Here is a 22164-nt window from a genome sequence, read left to right on the forward strand (position 1 = left end):
CGGGCCGTCACTTCGGCTTTCGACGGGGCGACCGCATCGAACATGAATTTTGGTGCGCGAGGGAACCCAATCGTTGCGCCCCCGGTTTCCAGTCCGTCCGCGGGCAACAGGGAGCAAGCGATGACCGACACGCGCTATGAAGGGGAGCGCATCCCCTATCTCGAGCCGGTGGAGGAAACGCCCCGGCGGCGCAGCATCGCCGCGATGATCGTCGGCGCGGTGATCGGCCTGATCGGGCTGGTGCTGGCGGTCGGCGGGGTCTGGCTCGCCGTGCTGGGCGGCTCGCTCTACTATCTTCTCACCGGCGCGCTGATGCTCTGGTCCGGCTGGCTGCTGATCCGCGGGCGGATGGGCGGAGGCTGGCTCTATCTCGCCATCGTCGTGGCCAGCATCCTCTGGGCCTGGTGGGAAGTCGGGTCCAATCCCTGGGCGCAGGTGCCCCGCGTGATCGCACCCGTCGTGCTCGCCGTCGCGGTGATCCTGGTGCTGCCGACGCTCACCCCTGCGCCGGGCAAGTGGCGGCTGGCGCTGGGCGGCGTCGCGGTGGCGCTGGTGCTCACCGTGATCAACTTCTGGGCCGCCGCAGCCGGCCAGCCCGATCCGGTGCGCGCTGGCCTGCCCGCGCCCGGCACCGCGGGGATGCTGGACCCCTCGGGCCAGCAGACCGGGGCCGACTGGCCCGTCTATGGCGGTACCACCAGCGCCCGGCGCTACTCGCCGCTCGTTCAGATCACGCCGGCGAACGTCGCGAAGCTCAAGCAGGTCTGGCTCACCCACACCGGCGACCTGCCATCCTCCGCGATGATCCGGAAGACCTATGGCGCGGAGAATACGCCGCTCAAGGTGGGCGACAGCCTGTATATCTGCACGCCCAAGAACATCCTGCTCGCGCTCGACGCCGCCACCGGCATGGAGAAGTGGCGCTACGATCCCAAGGTGCCGGACGACGCGATCCCCTATACGGCGGCGTGCCGCGGCGTGGTCTATTATGCGGTTCCCAACGCGCCGGCGAACCAGGCCTGCGCGACGCGGGTGATCGAGGGCACGCTCGACGCGCGGCTGATCGCCGTCGATGCGAGGAACGGCAGGCCCTGCGCCGATTTCGGCACGGACGGCCAGGTCGACGCCAAGCAGGGCATGGGCAAGGTTCCGGCGGGCTTCGTCTCGATCAACTCGCCGCCGACGCTGGTTCGCGGCGTGCTCGTCACCGGTCATCAGGTGCTGGACGGGCAGGATCGCTGGGCGCCGTCGGGGGTGATCCAAGGGTTCGACGTCGTCACCGGCCAGCTGCGCTGGGCCTGGGACATGATGCATCCGCACTGGAACGGCGCCCCGCCCGCCGGGCAGGAATGGGCGCGCGGCACGCCGAACATGTGGACGATGGCGAGCGGCGACGAGCAGCTGGGGCTGGTCTATCTCCCGATGGGCAATGCCGCGGCCGACTATTATTCGTCGCTGCGCCGGCCGGAGGAGAATTTCTACGCCACGTCGCTGGTGGCGCTCGACGTGACCACCGGCAAGCCGAAATGGCGCTTCCAGGCGGTGCGCGGCGATGTGTGGGACTATGATTTCGGCGCCCAGGCGACCCTGGTCGACTATAAGGGGGCGCCCGCGCTGATCCTCCCCTCGAAGCAGGGCGACATCTACATCCTCGACCGCCGCACCGGCCAGCCGCTTACTCCGGTCGGCGAGATGAAGGTGCCGGGCGGCGGCGTCGAGCCGGAGCAGCGCGCGGCCACCCAGCGCGTCTCGCTCTGGCATACGCTGCGCAAGCCCGACCTGACCGAGCGCGACATGTGGGGCATGTCGCCGATCGACCAGATGCTGTGCCGCATCAACTTCCGCCGGGCGAGCTACAAGGGCTTCTTCACGCCGCCCGAGGCCGATCGGCACTCGATCCAATATCCCGGCTATAATGGCGGCACCGATTGGGGCGGCGTCGCGGTCGACCCGCAGCGCGGAGTGATCGTCGCCAACTACAACGACATGCCTAACTATGTCCGGCTCGTCCCGCGCGCGGAGGCGGACCGGCTCGGCTGGGCCCCGCGCGACCAGGCCCGCGGCAGGATCGGCGGTGCCGAAGGAGCGGGCGATCCCCAGGCGAACACGCCCTATGCGATCAACGTCAATGCCGGCTGGCGGATGCCGTTCACCGGGCTGCTCTGCAAGCAGCCGCCCTATGGCGGGATCCGCGCGATCGACATGGCCAGCGGCAAGACGATCTGGGACCGCCCCTTCGGCGAGGCGCGCACCAACGGGCCGTTCGGCATCCCCTCGATGCTGCCGATCAGCATCGGCACGCCGAACAATGGCGGCGCGGTGGTGACGGCGGGCGGGCTGATCTTCGTGGCGGCGGCGACGGACAATCTGATCCGCGCGATCGACCTGAAGACCGGCAGGACGCTGTGGAAGGCAGTGCTGCCCGCGGGCGGCCAGGCGACGCCGATCACCTATGAGGCGAACGGCAGGCAGTATCTCGTCATCTATGCCGGCGGCCATCATTTCATGGAGACGCCGATCGGCGACGAGGTGGTCGCCTACGCGCTGCCGTAATTCGCGATCGTCGGGCGGGCCGGATTGTCCGGGAGCGCCTTTCCCCGGGCGATGGCGGCGCACGGCCTTGCGGGCTCGCGGGCGGACGCTAGGCTTCTTCGCGCAAGAAGGAGAGGCATTCGTGAACCCATCCCGCAATCCTGGACTCAGTTGTCCCCAGTGCGGCCATTATATCGAGGTCAAGATCACCCAGCTCCTGGACGGGAGCGGCGTGACCTGCCCAAGCTGCCAGCTTCACCTTGCCATCAACAGCAAGCCCGGCGGAGCAGCGGCCTTCGACAAGATCCGAAGGATGCACGACGACGAGACCGGGCACGAGCCGGGCTAGGGCCAATCGGCATTCAGGCTGAGGATGTGGCTTGGCGGGCGGGAGCACGCCGAACCAACCTCGTTCGTCACCCTGAACTTGTTCGGCGCTTGTCCCCTTGAGACGAGGAATGCCCAATGGCCGTCATCCCCGCGAAAGCAGGGATGACGGGAAGGAGACAAGCCGGCGGCTTCGTCCACCCTCCTTCCCCCACCCCCGCTGCGCGAGGAAGAGTCCTACCCGCTCAAGGAACCTGCGCGTCCTTGGCCTTCTGGTCGAGCCGCTCCTGATACCATTGGCGGATCATCTGGCGGGTGCAGCCGGTCTGGCCACCCGTACCCACCGGCGAGCAGCTATTGGGCAGCCCGGCGCGGTTCACTTCTTCCACCGTCTCCACCCGGTTGGTCCAGGCCTGGGAAGCGGCGTCCTGCTTGGGCTGGTTCCGGAACTGCTTGGGGATGCGATAGGGCGATTCGCCGGCATTGGCGCACACGACGATCTCCTCCTCGCTCTGCGGCTTCGGGCATTCCTCCTGCCCGTAGAGCAGGATGCTGCGCACCCGCTTTGGCGGGCCGCTGCTCTCGGTATCCTGCGACTGCTTGCTGTCCTGCGCCATGGCGGGCCCCGCGAGCAGCGCGGCGGCAACGAGCAAACGAACGATCATGAACACTCCTTCCGGCGCAACAACGCCCCTCGCCGCCCGGCGTGCCGCCTCACTGTGGCAAGCCCAAGGCACGCGGCGCCTTGCCTCCGCGTCTTTTGCCCCTAAGTGGCAGGGATGATCCGGCCGATCGCCCCTGCCGGCGCCCTCCTGCTGCTCGCCGCCTGCGCCTCCAACGGAGGCATCGACGCTGCGTGCCGCGACATTCGCTTCGAAGGCACGCGCTTCACCGTGTGCCGCGCCGATCCGCAGAAGCACGCGCTGATGCTGGTCGACAAGGGCAAGGACGGCCGCCCGATGCGCGACTTCACCGGGCTCGAGCCGCGGCTGGGCCCGCGCTACCCGCGCATTGCCTTCGCGATGAACGCCGGCATGTTCGACGCCTCCGGCCTGCCGATCGGCTATTATGTCGAGGACGGCGCCGAGCAGAAGCCGCTCAACCGGCGCCCCGGGCCCGGCAATTTCCACATGCAGCCGAACGGCGTGTTCTGGGGCGACGCCAAGGGCTGGCACGTCGCCACCACCGACGATTTCGCGCGGAACAAGCCCGATCACGTCCGTTTCGCCACCCAGTCCGGGCCGATGCTGCTGATCGACGGCCAGCTCCACCCCAAGCTGGCCGAGAACGGCACCTCGCTCCAGGTGCGCAACGCGGTGGGCGTCGGCATGAACGGCAGCGCCTGGTTCGCGATCAGCAACGAACCGGTGTCGTTCGGCCGCTTCGCCCGGCTGTTCCGCGACAGGCTCGCCGCGCCCGATGCCCTTTATCTCGACGGCGCCGTCTCGCGCCTGTGGGATCCGGTGGCGGACCGCATGGACGGCGGCGCGCCGATCGGGCCGATCGTGGTGGCGCTGCAGCGTTGACCCGGGTTCGCCACGCCGCTTTCGCGGGAAGGACGAAGGCGCTAGGGGCATTCCCATGATCCTCGTCATCGACAATTACGACAGCTTCACCTGGAACCTGGTCCATTATCTGATGGAGCTGGGCACCGATGTGCAGGTGGTGCGCAACGACGCGCTCACCGCGCGGGATGCCGTCGCCAGCAATGCCCAGGCCTTCCTGATCTCGCCGGGCCCCTGCACGCCCAACGAAGCCGGGATCAGCCTCGATCTCGTCGCCGCCTGTGCCGATCTCGGCAAGCCGCTGCTCGGCGTCTGCCTGGGCCATCAGGCGATCGGCCAGCATTTCGGCGGATCGGTGGTGCGCGGCGGGCTGATGCACGGCAAGACGAGCCCGGTGAACCATGACGGCACCGGCCTGTTCGAAGGCCTGCCCTCGCCGTTCACCGCGACGCGCTATCATTCGCTGATCGTCACCGACATTCCCGAGGATCTGGTGGTCAACGCCACCGCCGACGACGCGCATGTGATGGGCTTCCGGCACAAGTCGCTGCCGATCCACGGCGTGCAGTTCCATCCGGAGAGCATCGCCACCGAGCATGGCCATGCGATGCTGGCGAATTTCCTGCGCATCGCCGGGATCGAGGCGCGCGCGATCGCCTGACGCGCGGATAATTTGCGACAAATTCGGTCATCCGACGACATAGACGCGCGACGTTCGCCGGCGATTTTCTCCAGCCTGGCCCGATTCCGGGCGGGAAGGAGAACGCAATGAACCACAAGCTGCAGCTGGTCAGCGCGACGCTCGCGGGTGTGTTGGTCACGGTGGCGGCGGGCGGCATCGCCTCCGCCAGCATGGGTCACGGCCGAAATGGGGACCTAGGCCGGTTCGCCAGCGCCGATACCGATGGCGACGGCACGATCACTCGCGCCGAATGGATCGCGGCGGCCAATGCCCGCTTCGACAAGCTCGACATCAAAAAGGATGGCAAGCTCACCCCCGACGAGCTGCCCGCGCGCCACGGCTGGCACCGTGGCGGGTGCGGCCAGGACGGCGGCGGGGACGCTCCCCCCGGCAACGCGAGCTGATACCCGCGCCACCGCCGCTCATGGAAACGCCGTGATGCTGCCGTCGAGCGGCAGCGCGTCGCGGCGCATGCGCGCGCCGGCCGCCCGCACGGGAACCGGCACCGCCGAGTCGAAGCTGTCCTCGATCCTCGCCTCGCCGAGCAGCGTGAACCGGTCGATGACGAAGGGAAGCCCCTCCGATCGCTCGAAGCCCGGCCGGTCGCTGACATGGAAATGGAGATGCGGGGCGCCCGCGCTTCCGGTCTGGCCGAGGCGGCCGATCACCATGCCGCGGCGCACGCGCTGGCCAGGCCGCACCCGCACGCTGCCGGCCCGCAGATGCGCGTAATGCGCATAGACGCCCGGCGCGATCCGCAGGACGACGAAATTCCCGTACAGGATCCGCGCGGTGAGGTCGTCCGGCACCTGCTGGGGCGCCAGCGGGGTGCCGTTCGGGATGCCATCCCGCGCATCGACCACCACGCCGTCGCGCACCGCGAGCACGTCGCGGCCATAGCCGATCCAGTCCGCATCCATGGTCGCCGCCGGCGAGGCATGGACGCCGCGGATCGAATGGTTGCCGCCGTCCAGCCCGAACCAGTCGATGGCGTAGCGCTGCGGGATGCTCAGCATGCCGTCGATCGCGACCATGCTGCCCCAGTGATGCGACAGATGGTTGCCCGGCCCCTCGACCGCCAGCCAGCGCCCGCCGCGCAGGGGCGGCCCGATCCGCACCGGCGCCGCCGCGATCACCGGGGTCCGCACATCGTCGGCGCGCTGGATCGCCCCCTTGTCGGCGCGGAAGCTGAGCTGGTGCCGCAGGGTCGCGGGAGGCGCGCCGGGCGGCAAAGCGAGCCAGAGGAAGAATGTCCGGCTCGTCCCGTCGGCGATCGGGATGCCGTCCTGCGGGGCCTCGTCCGCCGCCCGCGCGCCGAGCCGCGCCCGCAATGCCGCGCCCTCCAGCGTCGCCAGCGGCGTCCGGGCATCGCCCGCGAAGATCGCCAGGCGCGTCAGCCGGAGCGGTGCGTCGCCCGCATAATGGCTGGTCACCTGCAATTCATAGGCGAGGTGCCGCCTGCCGTCGCTGCCGGTGACCGGGCGCGGCGCCGCGCGGATCCGCGCCTCCATCTGTGCCTGATGGACCGGCTCGCCCCGATCCTGCCCCACCGGCACCGCGATCGACAGCAGCAGGGCCAGCCCCTGCACCAGATGGGAGACCATATCGACGCCACGCCCCGAAGTTGCGCTTCTTCAAGACGCCGCCGCGGCGGTCCGGTCAAGCCGCTTCCACGCCCCCAGCGGGGCTTCATGCCGCCTCCAGCAGGATTTGCTCGACTTCGCCCCGCCCCTGGGCCGATAGAGCCCGCGTGACGCCCTTTGCCCTCCTCCCCGATCCGGCGACGCCGCTCGCCCGCGAATCCGCCGCCCAGGCATTTGCCGACATTCTCGACGGCAAGGTGCCCGAGCCCGAGATCGAACGCTTCCTGATCGACCTGTCGGTGCGCGGCGAGACCAGCATCGAGATCGCCGAGGCCGCACGGGCGATGCGGGCCCGGCTGATCCCGATCACCGCCCCGGCGGGCGCGATCGACGTGTGCGGCACGGGCGGCGACGGGCATCACACGCTCAACGTCTCCACCGCCGTCAGCCTGGTCGTCGCCGCGGCGGGCGTGCCGGTCGCCAAGCATGGCAATCGCGCCGCCTCGTCCAAATCGGGCGCCGCCGATACGCTGGAGGCGCTTGGCCTCGATCTCGACCGCGCCGGCGCCCGGGCCGAGGAATCGCTCCACGAGCTCGGCATCGCCTTCCTGTTCGCCCAGGCGCACCATCCCTCGCTGGCGCGGATCGGGCCGCTGCGCCGCCGCATCGCCCGCCGCACCATCTTCAACCTGATGGGCCCGCTGGCCAATCCGGCCCATGTCCGCCGCCAGCTGATCGGCATCGCCCGCCCCGATTACGCGCCGATCTATGCCGAGGCGCTCCGGCAGCTCGGCGTGGATTCCGCCGCGATCGTCTCGGGCGAGGAAGGGCTGGACGAGCTCTCGACCGAGCATGCCAGCGTCGTGGTGAGCATCGGCAGCTCCGGCCTGCCGGCGCGGATCGCCCCCGAAGACGCCGGCCTGCCCCGCCACCCCCTGGCGGCCATTCGCGGCGGCGGCCCGGAGTATAACGCCCTCGCCCTGCGCCGCCTGCTCCAGGGGGAGCCCGGCCCCTATCGCGACGCCGTCCTGCTCAACGCCGCCGCCGCGCTGGTGATCGCCGGCCAGGCGGGCGACCTGCGCGAGGGCGCCGAGGAAGCCGCCGAAGTGATCGACAAGGGCCTTGCCAAGGCGCTGCTCGACTGCTGGATCGCCTTTTGATGTCCACGATCCTCGACAAGATCATCGCCACCAAGCACGACGAGGTCGCCGCGCGGCGCCGCGCCGCCTCCGTCGCCGACCTGCACGGCCTCGCCCTCACCCGCACGCCGCCGCGCGGCTTCCGCGCCGCGCTCGACGCCAGGGCCGCGGCGGGCGGCTATGGCCTGATCGCCGAGATCAAGAAGGCCAGCCCCTCCAAGGGGCTGATCCGCGCCGATTTCGATCCGCCCGCCCATGCCCGCGCCTATCAGGCCGGCGGCGCCGCCTGCCTGTCGGTGCTCACCGATCTCGAATATTTCCAGGGGCATGAGGAATATCTGATCGCCGCGCGCGCCGCCTGCGACCTGCCGGTGATCCGCAAGGACTTCATGGTCGATCCCTGGCAGGCGCTCGAATCGCGCGCGATCGGCGCGGATGCGATACTGATCATCGTCGCCGCGCTCGAGGATGCGCAGATGGCCGAGATCGAGGATGCGGCGCTGGGCCTGGGCATGGACGTGCTGGTCGAGGTGCACGATGCCGCCGAGCTCGAACGGGCGCTTCGGCTCCGCTCGCGATTGATCGGCGTGAACAACCGCAATCTCAAGACCTTCGAGGTCGATGTCCAGAAAACCTACGAACTCGTCGCCCATGCGCCAGCCGATTGCACCTTCGTCGCCGAGAGCGGGCTGAACGGCCGCGCCGACCTGGACGCGATGGCCGCGCACGGCATTCGCTGCTTCCTGATCGGCGAGTCGCTGATGCGCCAAGACGATGTGGAAGCCGCGACCCGGGCACTGGTGGGATGAACGGGGTGGGCCCGTTCTCCCGCGCCTCCTCGAGGAGAGGGAAATGACCGACCTCACCCATCTCGACGAAACCGGCGCGGCGCGCATGGTCGATGTTGCCGGCAAGGCCGTCACCGCGCGCGAGGCCGTCGCCACCGGGCGCATCGCGATGTCGGCGGAGGCCGCCGCCGCGATCCGCGCCGGGGCAGTGAAGAAGGGCGACGTGCTCGGCACTGCCCGCATCGCCGGGATCATGGCCGCCAAGCGCACCGCCGAGCTGATCCCGCTCTGCCATCCGCTGCCGCTTACCCGGGTCGCGGTCGAACTGGTGCCGGACGAGACCGGTGTGACGGTCACCGCCACCGCCGCCACCGAAGCGCAGACCGGCGTCGAGATGGAAGCGCTCACCGCCGTCTCCACCGCGCTGCTCACGCTCTACGACATGGCCAAGGCGCTCGACCGGACGATGGTGATCGGCGAGATCCGGCTGCTCGCCAAGAAGGGCGGCAAATCGGGCGACTGGGCGGCCTGAGCGCCTATTCCCCTTGCGCTCCCCTCCCTGGAAGGGAGGGGCTGGGAGCGAGTAGCGTCCAGGCGTCCTGCCGACGGGCCATCTTCCCTTGGGCGCTTATCCCGTAAAGACAGGTACACCCCATTCCGTCGTCCCCGCGCAGGCGGGGATGACGGCTATCGGGCACTCCTTGTCCCGAGAGGATAAACGCCAAACAAGTTCAAGGTGACCAAGGAGGTTGGTTCGAACTGTTCCGGCCTTCCACTCCGCTCCCTTAGCCCGAATGGCGATTGGCCCTAACCCCTCCTCCACGGAGGGGAATGGCTGAAGAAAGCACGTGACAGCGCCTCCATGCCAATATAGTTAGCTTTAAACCTAACTATCAGAGGATGCCATGTCGCTTCAGCTCTTCGGCCACCCCTTCTCGTCCTATACCTGGAAGGCGCTGATCCCGCTCTACGAGAACGCCACTCCCTTCACCTTCCGCAGCCTGGAGGATGCCGGGGCCAATGCCGAGCTGGAGGCGCGCTGGCCGCTCAAGCTCTTCCCGGTCCTGGTCGAGGGCGCACGCACGGTGCTCGAGGCGACGGCGATCATCGAATATCTCCATGTCCATCACCCCGGCCCGGTGCCGATGATCCCGGCCGACGCCGATGTCGCGGTGCAGGCCCGGATGCTCGACCGGGTCTTCGACAATTATGTGATGGGCACGATGCAGCGGCCGGTGCTCGACGCGCTGCTGCCCGAGGAACGGCGCGATCCCATCGGCCTCGACGAGGCGATGGCGCGGCTCGACAAGGTCTATGCCTGGCTCGATGCCCATCTGGCCGGGCGGGTCTGGGCAGTGGGAGACAGTTTCACCCTCGCCGATTGCGCCGCCGCGCCTTCGCTCTTCTATGCCGATTGGGTGCGCCCGATCCCCGAGGCGCTGGCCAATCTGCGCGCCTATCGCGCCCGCCTGCTCGCCCGCCCCTCGGTCTCCCGCTGCGTCGAGGAAGCCCGGCCCTATCGCGCCTATTTCCCGCTGGGGGCGCCGGACCGCGATTAGGCTGGAGCCTCTATCCTTCCCCGTCATCCCCGCGCGGGCGGGGATGACGGCCGGGCGGCCATTAGGAATTCCGCAACCCTGCGGATTAACCCCGCCTTCAGATCCTGGGTCGCACTATCCGCCTGGGCCGGGGCGGGAAAAATCATTTATGCGACAAGGACTTGCGTCCTCCACTATTTTCAGCCTGTCGGCCGAGCCGCCGGGCACCCAGCTCCTTGCCGAGCCGGGCGAGCACGCGGCGTTCGATTCGGCCTTCCTGGCCGGCGAGACCGGCCGCCTCGCCTGTGCGATCCGCAAGCTCAGCGCGGTCGGCGCCATGCTCCAGCTCGACGACGAAGTGGTGGAGGAAGAGGGGCTCCGGCTGGAGCTCGCCAACGGCCAGTCGCTGCCCGGCCGCATCGCCTGGACCGAGCAGGGCTCGGCGGGCTTTCTGTTCGACTTGCCGATCGACGTGATCGGCACGCTCGCCCGCAATCTCGCCGCCCTTCCCGCCGAGCGCCGCTCCGTGCCGCGCGTCGAGCTGCATCAGACGATCTGCGTGCGCCGCGGCAACCAGGTCGAGTTCACGCGCAGCCGCAACCTCTCCCAGGGCGGCTGCGGCTTCGAGACCGACATCGCGCTCCAGCTCGGCGATCTGGTGCAGATCAATTTCGACGGCTTGCGGCCGCTCGACGGCGCAGTGAAATGGTCGCAGGGCAATCTCGCCGGCGTCGCCTTTGACGAGGACCTGCCCTGGCAGGTGCTGATGCCGTGGCTGCGCCAGGTGCAGCAGACTCCGTCGCATCACACGCGCATGGCGATGATGCACGAGCCCGTCGGCCTGATCCCGGACAAGCAGGCGATCCGCCTCGATACGCCGGCGCGCGTGCGCGAAGGCGTGCGCTGGTGGAACGTCAAGCTGCGCGCGATCACGCCCCAGCTCGTCGAATTCGAGACGCGTGCGCCCTTCGCGACCGGCGCCCAGCTGTGGATCTCGCTGCCGAACATCGGCGGCGGCCCGGCCGCGGTGATCGAAACCGACGATCGCCACCGCTTTCTCTGCGAATTCCGCCTGCCGCTGAAGCAGCACGACCTGGGACGGATCGCCGGCCGGTCCTGAAGGCTGGCGCCGCGCGCGGTGCTGGCCTAGGCCGGATCCATGCCCGCGCTCCTCCCCGTCGCCGAAGCCCAGCGCCGCCTGCTGGCGCTCGCCGAGCCGGTGCCGGAGGAGGCCTGCCCCCTGGCCGCGGCGGCGGGGCGGTGGGCGGCCGGGGACGTGGCGGCATTGCGCACCCAGCCCGCCGCCGATCTCTCCTCGATGGACGGCTATGCGATTCGCTTCGCCGACCTGCCCGGCCCCTGGGAAGTGATCGGCGAGAGCGCCGCCGGCCATGGCTTTGGCGGCGGGATCGGCGCCGGCCAGGCGCTGCGCATCTTCACCGGCGCCCCGCTCCCGCCTGGCGCCGACACCGTGCTGGTGCAGGAGGAAGCCGCGCGCGACGGCAGCCGCCTCGCGCTCGCCGGCGAAGGCCCGCCGCATCCGGGCAGCAGCGTCCGCCCGCGCGGGCTCGATTTCACCGGCGGCGACCTGCTGATCCGCGCCGGGGAGGCGATCTCCCCCGCCCGGCTCGCGCTCGCCGCGATCGCCGGCCATGCCGTGCTGCCCGTCCGCCGCAAGGTGCGCGTCGCGCTGCTTTCGACCGGCGACGAGCTGGTGCCGCCCGGCGCCCCGCTCGGCCCGGGCCAGATCCCCGAGACCAACCGCCTGCTCCTCGCCGCGCTGCTGGCCGGCCCGGCAGTGGAGCTGATCGACCTCGGCATCCTGCCCGATCGCCGGGACGCGCTCGAAGCCGCGTTCCGCGCGCTCGATTGCGACCTGCTCGTCACCACCGGCGGCGCCTCGGTCGGCGATCACGACCTGGTCCGCCCCGCGCTCGAGGCGGCCGGCGCCGCGATCGATTTCTGGAAAGTGGCGCTGCGCCCCGGCAAGCCGATGATGGCCGGCCGGCTGGGCGATGCCGCGGTGCTCGGCCTGCCGGGCAATCCCGTCTCGGCCTTCGTCACCGCGACGCTGTTCGTCCGCCCGCTGATCGCGCATCTCGCCGGGGCCGCCGATCCACTGCCGCGCACCCGCATCGTCCCCCTGGGCGAGCCCCTGCCCGCCACCGGCGTCCGCGCCGACTATCTCCGCGCCGAGCTGATCGGCGGCCGCGCCCATGCCGCGACGATCCAGGACTCCTCGATGCTGCGCACGCTGGCGCGCGCCACCTGCCTGATCGTCCGCCCGGCGGGGGCCCTGGAGGCGAAAACCGGCGACTCGGCGGAAATCCTCGACATCGCTTGACAAGCAGGCGGAACATTGCAAAAACGTTCCCAGTCTGTTCCAGACCGGGAGAAACTGGATGCTCACGCGCAAGCAGCACGAGCTCATCTGCTTCATTGCCGATCGGCTTGCCGAGACTGGCGTGTCGCCTTCGTTCGAGGAAATGAAGGAGGCGCTCGACCTCAAGTCGAAGTCGGGCGTTCATCGGCTGATCTCGGCGCTGGAAGAGCGCGAGTTCATCCGCCGCCTGCCCAACCGCGCCCGCGCGCTCGAAGTGCTGCGCATGCCGGAACGGGGCGAGGCGAAGAAGCCCGCGAGCCCGAAGAATATGGCCCCCGTGGCGCCAGCTTCGTCAACTTCCGCGACACCTCCGGCCCCCGCCAACGACGTGGTCGAGATCCCGCTGCACGGCCGCATCGCCGCCGGCACGCCGATCGAGGCGCTGCAGGATTCGACCATGCTGCCGGTTCCCGCCGCCCTGCTCGGCGCGGGCGAGCATTATGCGCTCGAGGTGGCGGGCGATTCGATGGTGGAGGCCGGCATCCTCGATGGCGATTTCGCGCTGATCCGCCGCACCGAGACTGCGCGCGAGGGCGAGATCGTGGTGGCGCTGATCGACGAGAACGAGGCGACGCTGAAATATTTCCGCAAGGAAGGCGGGATGATCCGGCTGGACCCGGCCAATCGCGACTATAATCCCCAGCGCTATCGCCCCGATCAGGTCCGCGTGCAGGGCCGCCTCGCCGGGCTGCTCCGCCGCTACTGACGGCTCAGGCCAGGAACTCGGCCCAGGTGACCTTGCCGTCACCGTTGCGGTCGAGTTCCTGGAAGGGTGCCAGGTCGGGCTGCTTGCCGCGGAAGCTGAACAGGCTCCAGGCCGCCGCATATTCGCCCGGCGTCAGCATGCCGTCATGGTCTGCATCGAGCAGGCCGAATCCTGCCCGGAACATCCGCAATCGTTGCGCCGCATATTCGGCAAAGCTCACCTTGCCGTCCTTGTTCGCGTCGGCCCTGGCAAGGTCGAAGTCCCGCGCCGAGAGGATGAAGGGCCGAATGCCGCGCGCCTCCGGCATAGCGGCACGGCGCAGTGGCAGCGCCAGCACCCGATGGGGCGCGCAATCGATACCCGTAGCCTGCGGGCGAGGACCAAATTCGTCGGGGGTCAGCAGCCCGTCATGATTGCGGTCGATCGCGGCGAAGGCCGGCCGCAGGTCCGGTGCGGCCGATATCGCACCGGGGATGGCGAGCGCCAGCGCCCCGAGCATCGCCGCCGCGGCGATGGGCCGGGACCAGCGGCGCGGGGCCGGCACCGCCCTCGCCTCGCCGGAAAGGCGCGCCGCAACGAAGCCCCGCACCACGTCGCTCGCGGTGCGCCCTTCGGCACGGCATTGCTCCATGAAGGCGCGCTTCACCGCATGGGGCAGCCGCACTTCGATCGTGTCGCTCTTCTTGGGAGGCCGGATCATGACGGAAAGAGAAGGGCGATCCGGGCCGAAAGCGAGGGATTTCGTGTCCCGACAGCAGGAATTGCATCCGGCACATGGAATGGCTGCACCCTGGGCGGGTCGATCCAGGGATGCCGGCTCGCCCCGCGCACCATCGTCACGCGCCCGCCGGCAAAGGCGATCGCCACCCCGCCGGTCTTCGCCAGCGCCGGCCGGTCGAGCTTGAGCCAGCGCGGAGTGCAGGCAGCCGGCAGGCGGCGGTCGCTGATCATCACGTCGACGCTGCGGCACAGCGCCGTGAATTCGGCCCAGGGCAAGGCATAGCCGCTTCGTGTCGCCGCCACGCGCCAGACGCGGCCGCCGGCCCGATGCTCGATCATGCACAGGTCCAGGCTGCACCGCGCACCCGGCTGGTCGGCGAGCGCGACCGGCTCGGCATCCGATCCGCCCGTCTCGGCCAGCATGTCGCGGGTATAGTCGCCCGCCCGGTCGCGCAGCAGGGCCATGCCCCCATCGGGCATGCGGATCGCGAGATGCCGCCCGTCGCCGGTGACGATCAGGTCGGGCGCGGGCGTGGCGAGCATCCAGGCCAGGCCGATCGCCAGCGGCGCCATGCCCGCCCAGCGCGCGCCGGTGCGCCACAGCGCCAGCCACAGGCCGCCCGCCGCCATCAGCGCGAAGGCGCCCCGCGGCATGGCCGGCAGCGCCGCCACCGCGCCCGGCGCCGCGGCGGTGGTCCTCGCCAGCCAGAGCAGCAGGTCGAGCGTCCGCGCAGTGAGCCACCAGGCGGGATCGCCGAGCCCGACCAGGTCGAGCAGCAGCGCCAGCGCCTCGATCGGCATGATCACGAAGGTGGTGAGCGGGATGGCGACGATGTTGGCGAGCGCGCCGTAGAGCCCGGCCTGATGGAAATGGAACAGCCCGATCGGCATCAGCGCCAGCTCGACCACGACCCCGGTGAGCAGCAGCGCGCCGGCACCGCGCAGCAGCGCCGCCGCCCGGCCTTCCTCGCGCTTGCCGAACCAGCGGTGCATGCGCGGGCTCTCGTGCAGCGCGACGATCGCGGTGACCGCGGCGAAGCTCAGCTGGAAACTGGCTCCCGCCAGCACTTCGGGCCAGAGCAGCAGCACGAGCAGCGCCCCCGCCGCGACGAGCCGCAGCGTGATCGCCTCGCGCCCCAGGCTGAGCGCCAGCAGCACCAGCAGCGCGGCGACACAGGAGCGGATCGTCGGCACCTCGGCGCCGGTGAGCCAGGTATAGCCGATCGCCGCCAGCGCCCCCGCGCCGGCCGCGACCAGCGGCAGCCGCCAGCGCAGCGCCAGCGTGGGGCTGAGGGCGAGCAGCTTCAGCACCAGCAGCATCGCCGCCGCGGTCACCGCCGTCACGTGCAGCCCGCTCACCGAAAGCAGATGCGCCAGGCCCGAGCGCTGCATCGCCTCGACATCGGCTTCGGCGATCGCGCCTTCGTCGCCCGTGGCGAGCGCCGAGGCGATGCCGCCGCCGCTGCCGGGGATGCGCGACTGGATATGCGCCGAGAGCGCGGCGCGCAGGCCTCCGCCCGATGCTTCGGCCGGCGTCACCACCGTCACCGGGGCAAAGCCCTTGCCCGTCGCCCCCAGGCCGTTGAACCAGGCGGCGCGGGCAAAGTCATACCCGCCCGGCACCGACGCGCCGGCGGGCGGCATCAGCCGCGCCCGCAGCCGCACCACCGCGCCGCGCGCCACCCCTTGGGGCACATCCTTCGCCGCCAGGTTCACGCGCACCCGGGGCGGCAGGTCGCGCCGCTCCGGCAGCAAAGTCACCCGCACCAGCGCCCGTGCCGGCAAGGGTTCGACCGCCGCCACCCGGCCGGTGATCTCCACCACCGCGGGCCGCGCCAGCACCGGCGCCGCGACGCGCTCCGCCCGCCACCAGATCAGCGCGCACCCGGCCGCCAGGGCAAGCCCGCCGAGCAGCAGCACCCGCCCCAGCCGCCCCGGCAGTGCCAGGCCGAGCAGCGCCACCGCGCCCGCCGCGAGCAGGAAGGCGATCCAGCGCGTCAGGTCGGGAAGCAGGAGCCAGGCGGTGATCCCGCCCCCCAGCGCCACCGGCAGCCAGAGCGGCAGCTGCGCGCGTTCCGCCTCGAGCCAGCGCTCGATCGCCTCCCCTGTCTGGCGGAACAGCGCCGCGCCCCCCATTTGAAGGGAGGAAAACCCCGTGCTAGGGGCGCCCATGGCGGCTGAATGGGCCATCGAAAATCTAGTCTGGGAGCAAGCGCGGTTGGGCGCAACATCTGATACGGGTGCGAAACGGGTCGTCACGCGGTTCGCGCCGTCGCCTACGGGTTTCCTCCACATCGGCGGTGCGCGCACCGCCCTGTTCAACCTGCTGTTCGCCCGTCACCATGGCGGCAAGTTCCTGCTGCGCATCGAGGATACCGATCGCGCGCGCTCGACCGAGCCGGCGATCGCCGCGATCCTCGACGGGATGCGCTGGCTGAACCTCGATTGGGACGGCGAGGAGGTCTATCAGTTCGCCCGCGCCGAGCGGCACGCCGAAGTCGCGCGCGCGATGCTCGCGAGCGGCCATGCCTATAAATGCTTCGCCACGGCCGAGGAGCTGGAGGCGATGCGCGCCGAGCAGAAGGCGAACAAGCAGCCGCTGCGCTATGACGGCCGCTGGCGCGACCGCGACCCCGCGGAGGGCGGCAACGCGCCCTATGTCATCCGCCTGAAGGCGCCGCGGGAAGGCGCGGTGACGATCGAGGATCACGTCCAGGGGCCGGTCACGGTCAACAACAGCGAGCTGGACGATCTCGTCCTGCTCCGCTCGGACGGCACGCCGACCTATATGCTCGCGGTGGTGGTCGACGATCACGACATGGGCGTGACGCACGTGATCCGCGGCGACGACCACCTGAACAACGCCTTCCGCCAGCTGCCGATCTATCGCGCGATGGCGTGGGAAGAGCCCGAATACGCGCACATCCCGCTGATCTTCAATCCCGACGGCACCAAGATGTCGAAGCGCAAGAACGCCGTGGCGGTCGACGAATATCGCGACCAGCTCGGCATCCTGCCCGAGGCGCTGGGCAATTATCTGCTCCGCCTCGGCTGGGGGCATGGCGACGACGAGATCATCAGCCGCGAGCAGGCGATCCAATGGTTCGAGCTGTCCGGCGTCGGCAAGTCGCCTTCCCGCTTCGACCTCAAGAAGCTGGAGAATCTCAACGGCCATTACATCCGCGCCGCGGACGATGATCGCCTCGCCGATCTGGTGGCCGCGCGAATCGGTTTCGAACTTTCGGAATCGCAGCGGGATCTTCTGCGCCGCAGCATGGCCGCGCTGAAGCCGCGCGCCGCGAATCTCCTCGAATTGGCAGACGGAGCGGCCTTCCTGTTTCGCACTCGCCCACTGGAATTGGACGACGGTGCCCAGGCTCTGCTAGAGGGCGACGCGCGGGCGCTGCTGGCCCAGCTCCACGCCGCGCTTGACGGCGTGGAAAGCTGGGATACGGAAGCGCTCGAAGCGGCGGTACGCACCGTTGCGGAAGATGCGGGTGTCAAGCTCGGTGCGGCCGCGCAGCCTTTGCGCGCGGCGCTCACCGGGCGCCGGACGTCCCCGGGCATCTTCGACGTCCTGGCTCTGCTGGGGCGCGAGGAAAGCCTGGCCCGTATCGCTGATCAGATGACCGTGCCGGCCTGATTCCAGGTCCGGCCCAAAGATAGGACGACGTTTATGAGCGATACCGCGAAGCTGCAGGTTCCGGGGAAGGATGTCGAGTATCCGGTCCTGTCGGGCAGCGTCGGACCGGACGTCATCGACATCCGCAAGCTCTATGGCCAGACCGGCATGTTCACCTACGACCCTGGCTTCACCTCGACGGCGTCGTGCGAATCGGGCCTGACCTATATCGATGGCGACGAGGGCGTGCTGCTCCACCGCGGCTATCCGATCGGCCAGCTCGCCGAGCAGTCGAGCTTCATGGAGGTCAGCTACCTCCTGCTGAACGGCGAGCTTCCCTCGCAGGACGAGCTCGACAAGTTCAGCCACACGATCACGCGCCACACCATGCTGCACGAGCAGCTGGCGACCTTCTATCGCGGTTTCCGCCGCGACGCGCACCCGATGGCGGTGATGTGCGGCGTGGTCGGCGCGCTTTCGGCCTTCTATCACGATTCGACCGACATCACCGATCCGCAGCAGCGCATGATCGCGTCGCACCGCCTGATCGCCAAGATGCCGACGATCGCGGCGATGGCCTATAAGTACAGCGTCGGCCAGCCGTTCCTCTATCCGCAGAACGACCTGAGCTACACCGGCAACTTCCTGCGCATGACCTTCGGCGTGCCGGCCGAGCCCTATGAAGTGAACCCGGTCGTCGAGAAGGCGCTGGACCGCATCTTCATCCTCCACGCCGATCACGAGCAGAACGCCTCGACCTCGACCGTGCGCCTCGCCGGCTCGTCGGGCGCCAATCCCTTTGCCTGCATCGCGGCGGGCATCGCCTGCCTGTGGGGCCCGGCGCATGGCGGCGCCAACGAGGCGGCGCTCAACATGCTGCGCGAGATCGGCCGTCCGGAGCGCATCCCCGAATATATCGCCCGCGCCAAGGACAAGAACGATCCGTTCCGCCTGATGGGCTTCGGCCACCGCGTCTACAAGAACTACGATCCGCGCGCGACCGTGATGCAGAAGACGGTGCGCGAGGTGTTCGACGCGCTCAAGGTCAACGACCCGGTGTTCGAAGTGGCGCTGCAGCTCGAGGAAATGGCGCTCAACGACCCCTATTTCATCGAGAAGAAGCTCTTCCCGAACGTCGACTTCTATTCGGGCGTGATCCTCTCGGCGATCGGCTTCCCGACCACCATGTTCACCGCGCTGTTCGCGCTGGCCCGCACCGTGGGCTGGGTGGCGCAGTGGAACGAGATGATCTCGGACCCCGAGCAGAAGATCGGCCGTCCGCGCCAGCTCTACACCGGCCCCGTGCAGCGCGACTACGTGCCCGTCGGCCAGCGCTGAGGCACCTTCCCGATTATCGGCCCGATTTCGCCGTCCCTGCCTTCGCGGGGGCGGCGATTTCGGTTAAGGCGCTCCTGACCATCACCAGGGAGCCGCCGGAATGCGCCAGACCATCCTGATCCTTGCCGGCATGCTCGGCATCATCGCCGGCCTGGTGTTCCTGCTCCAGGGCCTCGGCATTCTCCATCTGCCCGCCGACAGCCCGATGATCGGCAGCCGGACCTGGGCGATCCGCGGCGGCATCATCGCCGTGCTGAGCGCGATCCTGGTCGGCGGCGTCCGCCTCGTCCCCACCAGCGCCGAACGCAAGGCTGCCCGCCGGGCCGAGCGCGAGGAGCGCCAACCTTAACCGCAGCATACCAACGGGTTCAGCAACGCGACTCAATCGCTTCTCTATCGTTCTGCCCATGCGGGAAGAGAGGAATGGAGAACCGAAATGTACCTTGCCAAGCTGATTGCCGCGGCCGCGCTCGCCACCGTCGGCGTCGCCAGCGCCGCCACGCCGGCTGCTGCCGCACCGGTGCCCACCACCAGCGTGATCGCGCTGGCGGCCGCCGCGCCCGCGGCGCAGGACTGGCGCTATCGGGATCGTGATCGCCGCCACTGGAACCGCGACCGCCGCCATTGGGATCGCGGCCGCCATCGCGGCTGGGATCGCGGCCGCTATCATCGCGGCAATCGCTATTGCCGCACCGAATGGCGCCATCATCGCCGCGTGACGGTCTGCTATCGCCGCTGAGCGGGCCTGAGGAGGCCGCTGGGGCGTCCGCCGGGTTCCGGCGGGCGCCCTATTGCCGGATCGGCATGCTGAACACGAAGCGGGCGCCCTGCCCCGGCGCGCTGTCCACCACCAGGTCGCCGCCCATCGCCCGGGCAAGCCGGCGGGCGATGTAGAGGCCCAGCCCCGATCCGCCCGGCTCGCTCGGATCGACGCGGCCGAACTTCTCGAAGATCTTCTCCTGATCGGCATGGGCGATGCCCTTGCCCTGATCGGCGACGATCACATGGCCGCGCGCCTCGTCGCGCTCCAGCCGGATCCACACCATCCCGCCCTGCGGCGAATAGCGCACCGCGTTGCCGATCAGGTTGACCAGCACCTGCAGCGCGCGGCGAAACTCGCCCCGCACCGGAATGCTCTCGTCCATCGACGGCCGGTCGATCCGCACCTCGGCCTGGGCGGCGCGCACCGCCAGCAGCCCGGCGGCGCGGCGCGCGACATCGGCCAGGTCGATCTCCTCGTCCGCCGTGCCGAAATCGTCGCGCTCGATCGCCTGCAGGTCGACCAGATCGTCGACCAGCCCGAGCAGGTGCCGCCCGGCATTGGCGATGTCGCTCGCATATTCGGCATAATCGGGCTTGAGCGGCCCCTCGGTCTGCGCGCTGATCGAATCGGCATTGGCAATGATCTTGCCGAGCGGCCCGCGCAGCGCCCGGTCGAGCCGCTGGCTGAACGAATCGGGGAAGCCGCCAAAGGGCACCGCGGCGGCAGGCACCGGCGCATCCACCTTGGGCGCGGCCGGCATCGCCTGGTCGAGCATGTGCGCCGCCCCGACAAAGCCGGCGAAGCGGCCGCCCGGATCGGCGCGCGGCGTGGCCGCCAGGCGCACCATCCGGCCGGTGCCGCGCAGCTCGGCCTTCTGCCCGTCGAACCGGCCCTGGGCCGCCACCGCCGAAAGGATCGGCAATTCGCCGGCCTCGTCCTGTTCGAGCCGGAACAGCCGGGTGAGCGGCTGGCCCAGCATCATCGAGCTGTCGAACCCGTAGCGCGCGCCCGCCTCGATCGAGAGGAAGGTGATGCGCAGCGACGCGTCGGTCTCCCACAGCCAGTCGGCCGCCGAGCGGAAGAAATCGCCGTCGCGCTCGGGCTCGCCCGCCGGCGCGCGCCAGCCCGGCCGCAGCCGCCAGCCGCTGACCTCGAGGCGCACGCCGCCCTGCTCGGGCTCGGCCCGCACCCACAATTCCAGATCGTCCTCGCCGTCCGCCGCGATGACGTTGCGCGAGATGGCGATGCCCAGCCGCTGCGAGAGCCGCGCCAGGGTGGCGATCTGGGGCACCGCGAGCGGCGCGCCGATCATGCCGCCGGCGCGCATGTTGAGCTCGAACAGCCGCGCCTCGGCATCGATCAGCCGCCCCTCGGCGTCCAGCCGGGCGATCGACAGCGGCAGCGTGGGATCGATCACGTTCATTTCGCCCCTCCCCGCTGCAAGGCGATCCGGGCCGCGCGATAATCGGGATCGAGGCGAAGCGGCGCCAGCGCGTTGCGCGCCTCGCCCGGTGCGATCGCGGCGATGGAATCGAGCGTGTCGGCGAATTTCTCCAGGTCGCGCCGCGGATCCGCCTCGCTCAGCGCATAGCCGATCTGGGCGACGCCCTCCCGGCCGATCTCGAGCGCGCGCAGCGCCAGCCACAGCCGTTCGGCGGCGGGATCGAGCACGAGATCGCGGGCAAGCGCATAGGGCACGCCCATCGCATGGGCGAGCAGCGCGATGAACAGCACCACCCGCCGGTCCCCCAGCGATTCGACGAGCATGCCCGAAAGCTCGCCCGGCTGGGCGTCGATCGCCGCGGCGAAGCGCATCGCGGCGGCCTCGAGCCGATCGCCCTCGTCATACGCGGCAAGGCTGCGCTGGGCCGCTTCGCAAAGCGCCCGGTCGAGCGCCTCGTTGATGCCCTCCACCCCTTCGCGGAGCGCGGCGGCCGTCCACCACACCAGCTTGTGATGCAGCTCGGCGGGCAGCTCGGTCTGGAATTGTCCCACTTCGGGACTCGTCCTGCGGCGACTTTCGGCGATCAGTACCGCCATGGCACTGGCGGCGACCACCCGATCGGGATGCTGGACGAATCGGTTGATCAGGCTGGGCCGCTCGGGATCGTCCGGCGCGCTCATCGGCAGCGCCGTGCCCAGCATCTCCTGGCGCACCCGGGCGATCAGCTCGGCCATCAGCTCGCCGTCGCGCAGCAGGCCCGAGGACCATAGCCGGGCGAGCACGGCGGTGCCCGGCTCGATCAGCGCGCCGACCAGCTCGGCCTCGCCGCGTCCGGTGAGCAGGCGCACCGCGTGCTCGCGAATCTCGCCCTCCACCGTCTCCACGAGCCCGCGGAGCAGCGCGGCCAGGCCTGCGCGGCTATGCTCGTCGAGCCGTGCCTCCTCGGGCAGGAAGAAATCTTCGACCGCGATCATCAGCCCCTTATAGGCGCGCAGCTCCGCAGCCGCCGCGCGTGCGAGCAGCTCCCGAGCGCCAACGGCCGAGCCATCGCGCATGCCGACGGGATTATCCGACATCGACCTCAAGCTAGCGGA

At 70.0% G+C, this 22164-nt stretch carries 21 protein-coding genes; 15 read left to right on the plus strand and 6 right to left on the minus strand.

Annotation, left to right across the window (positions count from 1 at the left end; genetic code table 11):
* Positions 1–168: 168 nt before the first annotated feature.
* The gene (locus OMP43_RS08080) at positions 169–2553 is read left to right on the plus strand and encodes a membrane-bound PQQ-dependent dehydrogenase, glucose/quinate/shikimate family (protein ID WP_280279291.1); all 2385 of its coding nucleotides are present in this window, start codon (positions 169–171) and stop codon (positions 2551–2553) included.
* Between the two features lie 551 nt (positions 2554–3104).
* Here OMP43_RS08080 and OMP43_RS08085 read toward each other — a convergent pair.
* On the minus strand, positions 3105–3524 hold the full coding sequence (locus OMP43_RS08085; protein WP_280279198.1) for a hypothetical protein: 420 nt from the start codon (positions 3522–3524) through the stop codon (positions 3105–3107).
* A gap of 114 nt (positions 3525–3638) precedes the next feature.
* Here OMP43_RS08085 and OMP43_RS08090 point away from each other — a divergent pair, with 114 nt between their 5' ends.
* From OMP43_RS08090 to OMP43_RS08100, 3 genes are all read left to right on the plus strand, one after another.
* Complete coding sequence (locus tag OMP43_RS08090) at positions 3639–4385, plus strand: phosphodiester glycosidase family protein (protein WP_280279199.1); 747 nt, start codon at positions 3639–3641, stop codon at positions 4383–4385.
* Positions 4386–4440: 55 nt separating this feature from the next.
* A complete protein-coding gene (locus OMP43_RS08095; protein WP_280279200.1) occupies positions 4441–5025 on the plus strand; it encodes an aminodeoxychorismate/anthranilate synthase component II in 585 nt (194 codons plus the stop codon).
* A gap of 107 nt (positions 5026–5132) precedes the next feature.
* Positions 5133–5450: a hypothetical protein gene (locus OMP43_RS08100; protein ID WP_280279201.1), complete on the plus strand. Its 318-nt coding sequence runs from the start codon at positions 5133–5135 to the stop codon at positions 5448–5450.
* Between the two features lie 18 nt (positions 5451–5468).
* Here the strand turns inward: OMP43_RS08100 and OMP43_RS08105 are convergent, their stop codons facing one another.
* Positions 5469–6650: a M23 family metallopeptidase gene (locus tag OMP43_RS08105; RefSeq protein ID WP_280279202.1), complete on the minus strand. Its 1182-nt coding sequence runs from the start codon at positions 6648–6650 to the stop codon at positions 5469–5471.
* A gap of 146 nt (positions 6651–6796) precedes the next feature.
* Here OMP43_RS08105 and trpD point away from each other — a divergent pair, with 146 nt between their 5' ends.
* The 7 genes from trpD (at position 6797) to lexA (ending at position 13183) form a co-directional block, all read left to right on the plus strand.
* On the plus strand, positions 6797–7789 hold the full coding sequence (gene trpD, locus OMP43_RS08110) for an anthranilate phosphoribosyltransferase (protein WP_280279203.1): 993 nt from the start codon (positions 6797–6799) through the stop codon (positions 7787–7789).
* Complete coding sequence (gene trpC / locus OMP43_RS08115; protein WP_280279204.1) at positions 7789–8577, plus strand: indole-3-glycerol phosphate synthase TrpC; 789 nt, start codon at positions 7789–7791, stop codon at positions 8575–8577. The genes trpD and trpC overlap by 1 nt, the downstream gene beginning before the upstream one ends.
* Positions 8578–8620: 43 nt before the next feature.
* Positions 8621–9088, plus strand: coding sequence for a cyclic pyranopterin monophosphate synthase MoaC (gene moaC, locus OMP43_RS08120; RefSeq protein ID WP_280279205.1), 468 nt, complete (start codon positions 8621–8623; stop codon positions 9086–9088).
* A gap of 373 nt (positions 9089–9461) precedes the next feature.
* The gene (locus tag OMP43_RS08125) at positions 9462–10115 is read left to right on the plus strand and encodes a glutathione S-transferase family protein (protein WP_280279206.1); all 654 of its coding nucleotides are present in this window, start codon (positions 9462–9464) and stop codon (positions 10113–10115) included.
* A gap of 148 nt (positions 10116–10263) precedes the next feature.
* Complete coding sequence (locus OMP43_RS08130; RefSeq protein WP_280279207.1) at positions 10264–11214, plus strand: PilZ domain-containing protein; 951 nt, start codon at positions 10264–10266, stop codon at positions 11212–11214.
* Positions 11215–11253: 39 nt separating this feature from the next.
* Positions 11254–12438: a gephyrin-like molybdotransferase Glp gene (gene glp / locus OMP43_RS08135; RefSeq protein ID WP_280279208.1), complete on the plus strand. Its 1185-nt coding sequence runs from the start codon at positions 11254–11256 to the stop codon at positions 12436–12438.
* Between the two features lie 58 nt (positions 12439–12496).
* On the plus strand, positions 12497–13183 hold the full coding sequence (gene lexA, locus OMP43_RS08140; protein WP_280279209.1) for a transcriptional repressor LexA: 687 nt from the start codon (positions 12497–12499) through the stop codon (positions 13181–13183).
* A 4-nt stretch (positions 13184–13187) separates the two neighbouring features.
* Here lexA and OMP43_RS08145 read toward each other — a convergent pair whose 3' ends face one another.
* Both OMP43_RS08145 and OMP43_RS08150 read right to left on the minus strand, forming a co-directional pair.
* Positions 13188–13883, minus strand: coding sequence for an EF-hand domain-containing protein (locus OMP43_RS08145; RefSeq protein WP_280279210.1), 696 nt, complete (start codon positions 13881–13883; stop codon positions 13188–13190).
* Positions 13880–16039, minus strand: coding sequence for a ComEC/Rec2 family competence protein (locus tag OMP43_RS08150; protein ID WP_280279211.1), 2160 nt, complete (start codon positions 16037–16039; stop codon positions 13880–13882). Before OMP43_RS08150 ends, OMP43_RS08145 begins: the two co-directional genes overlap by 4 nt.
* An 82-nt stretch (positions 16040–16121) precedes the next feature.
* On the opposite strand from OMP43_RS08150, the gene gltX reads away from it, so the two are divergent.
* The 4 genes from gltX (at position 16122) to OMP43_RS08170 (ending at position 19602) form a co-directional block, all read left to right on the plus strand.
* Entirely contained in the window at positions 16122–17546 is a 1425-nt protein-coding gene (gltX, locus tag OMP43_RS08155) for a glutamate--tRNA ligase (RefSeq protein WP_280279212.1), read from the plus strand.
* A 33-nt stretch (positions 17547–17579) separates the two neighbouring features.
* A complete protein-coding gene (locus OMP43_RS08160; protein ID WP_275916622.1) occupies positions 17580–18863 on the plus strand; it encodes a citrate synthase in 1284 nt (427 codons plus the stop codon).
* 100 nt (positions 18864–18963) lie between these two features.
* Positions 18964–19212 (plus strand): hypothetical protein, encoded by a 249-nt coding sequence (locus OMP43_RS08165; protein WP_280279213.1) that lies wholly within the window; start codon positions 18964–18966, stop codon positions 19210–19212.
* Between the two features lie 87 nt (positions 19213–19299).
* On the plus strand, positions 19300–19602 hold the full coding sequence (locus tag OMP43_RS08170; RefSeq protein ID WP_280279214.1) for a hypothetical protein: 303 nt from the start codon (positions 19300–19302) through the stop codon (positions 19600–19602).
* Between the two features lie 49 nt (positions 19603–19651).
* Here OMP43_RS08170 and OMP43_RS08175 read toward each other — a convergent pair whose 3' ends face one another.
* The gene (locus OMP43_RS08175) at positions 19652–21049 is read right to left on the minus strand and encodes an ATP-binding protein (RefSeq protein ID WP_280279215.1); all 1398 of its coding nucleotides are present in this window, start codon (positions 21047–21049) and stop codon (positions 19652–19654) included.
* Positions 21046–22146, minus strand: a complete 1101-nt coding sequence (locus OMP43_RS08180) for a DUF2336 domain-containing protein (protein WP_280279216.1) — start codon at positions 22144–22146, stop codon at positions 21046–21048. Before OMP43_RS08180 ends, OMP43_RS08175 begins: the two co-directional genes overlap by 4 nt.
* Positions 22147–22164 lie beyond the last annotated feature (18 nt).

This window comes from Sphingomonas sp. CBMAI 2297 (genome assembly GCF_029870595.1).
Taxonomy (GTDB): domain Bacteria; phylum Pseudomonadota; class Alphaproteobacteria; order Sphingomonadales; family Sphingomonadaceae; genus Sphingomonas.

What these genes read in the sequence shown, in the direction of transcription:
- OMP43_RS08085 (WP_280279198.1), bottom strand. Translation starts at nt 3,524, where the DNA reads ATGATCGTTCGTTTGCTCGTTGCCGCCGCGCTGCTCGCGGGGCCCGCC.
- OMP43_RS08090 (WP_280279199.1), top strand. Translation starts at nt 3,639, where the DNA reads ATGATCCGGCCGATCGCCCCTGCCGGCGCCCTCCTGCTGCTCGCCGCC.
- OMP43_RS08095 (WP_280279200.1), top strand. Translation starts at nt 4,441, where the DNA reads ATGATCCTCGTCATCGACAATTACGACAGCTTCACCTGGAACCTGGTC.
- OMP43_RS08100 (WP_280279201.1), top strand. Translation starts at nt 5,133, where the DNA reads ATGAACCACAAGCTGCAGCTGGTCAGCGCGACGCTCGCGGGTGTGTTG.
- OMP43_RS08105 (WP_280279202.1), bottom strand. Translation starts at nt 6,650, where the DNA reads ATGGTCTCCCATCTGGTGCAGGGGCTGGCCCTGCTGCTGTCGATCGCG.
- trpC (WP_280279204.1), top strand. Translation starts at nt 7,789, where the DNA reads ATGTCCACGATCCTCGACAAGATCATCGCCACCAAGCACGACGAGGTC.
- moaC (WP_280279205.1), top strand. Translation starts at nt 8,621, where the DNA reads ATGACCGACCTCACCCATCTCGACGAAACCGGCGCGGCGCGCATGGTC.
- OMP43_RS08125 (WP_280279206.1), top strand. Translation starts at nt 9,462, where the DNA reads ATGTCGCTTCAGCTCTTCGGCCACCCCTTCTCGTCCTATACCTGGAAG.
- OMP43_RS08130 (WP_280279207.1), top strand. Translation starts at nt 10,264, where the DNA reads ATGCGACAAGGACTTGCGTCCTCCACTATTTTCAGCCTGTCGGCCGAG.
- glp (WP_280279208.1), top strand. Translation starts at nt 11,254, where the DNA reads ATGCCCGCGCTCCTCCCCGTCGCCGAAGCCCAGCGCCGCCTGCTGGCG.
- lexA (WP_280279209.1), top strand. Translation starts at nt 12,497, where the DNA reads ATGCTCACGCGCAAGCAGCACGAGCTCATCTGCTTCATTGCCGATCGG.
- OMP43_RS08145 (WP_280279210.1), bottom strand. Translation starts at nt 13,883, where the DNA reads ATGATCCGGCCTCCCAAGAAGAGCGACACGATCGAAGTGCGGCTGCCC.
- OMP43_RS08150 (WP_280279211.1), bottom strand. Translation starts at nt 16,039, where the DNA reads ATGGGGGGCGCGGCGCTGTTCCGCCAGACAGGGGAGGCGATCGAGCGC.
- OMP43_RS08160 (WP_275916622.1), top strand. Translation starts at nt 17,580, where the DNA reads ATGAGCGATACCGCGAAGCTGCAGGTTCCGGGGAAGGATGTCGAGTAT.
- OMP43_RS08165 (WP_280279213.1), top strand. Translation starts at nt 18,964, where the DNA reads ATGCGCCAGACCATCCTGATCCTTGCCGGCATGCTCGGCATCATCGCC.
- OMP43_RS08170 (WP_280279214.1), top strand. Translation starts at nt 19,300, where the DNA reads ATGTACCTTGCCAAGCTGATTGCCGCGGCCGCGCTCGCCACCGTCGGC.
- OMP43_RS08175 (WP_280279215.1), bottom strand. Translation starts at nt 21,049, where the DNA reads ATGAACGTGATCGATCCCACGCTGCCGCTGTCGATCGCCCGGCTGGAC.
- OMP43_RS08180 (WP_280279216.1), bottom strand. Translation starts at nt 22,146, where the DNA reads ATGTCGGATAATCCCGTCGGCATGCGCGATGGCTCGGCCGTTGGCGCT.